1 protein-coding gene is annotated in these 509 nt (G+C 38.9%); it reads right to left on the reverse strand.

Features of this window, described 5'->3' with window-relative positions:
* A partial coding sequence (locus tag JUJ52_RS23155) for a transposase (protein WP_228089259.1) occupies positions 1-509 on the reverse strand: 509 nt, incomplete at both ends.

A 509-nucleotide genomic window follows, 5' to 3' on the forward strand; every position in this document is an offset into this window, starting at 1 on the left:
GTCTTCAATACCGATAATATCGTGATTTTTGATAATTTCGGTAGAAATTTTATGCAAGTAGTCCGCTCGCTTGTTCAAGATCTTCTCATGAATGCGGGCAACGTTGCGCTTTTGTTTTTGATAGTTTTTCGCTTCACTCAATTTTCGCTTTTGCTTTATCGCTAGTTCTTTTCGTCTTGACAAAACACGTTGAGCCTTTGCTAATTTCTTTTCTAATGTGCGGAAATACTTAGGATTCTTATGTATTGTTCCGTCTGACAAAATAGCGAAATCTTTTAGCCCTACATCTATACCAACAACGGAATCCGTCTTTTCGAGAGGCTCCGCATCGGTTTCAACTAAAATAGAGACAAAATATTTACCGCTCGGGTTACGTCGAATTGTTGCGTTCAAAATACGCCCTTCGACCTCACGACTTTTTGCAAACTTTATTGACCCCAGTTTGGGCAGCTTGATTTTATTATCCATAATGGCGATATTGCCATTTGTTTGCTTCGTTGTATAGGATG

The organism is Virgibacillus sp. AGTR (genome assembly GCF_016919725.2).
In the GTDB taxonomy this organism is placed as follows: domain Bacteria; phylum Bacillota; class Bacilli; order Bacillales; family Amphibacillaceae; genus Virgibacillus; species Virgibacillus salarius.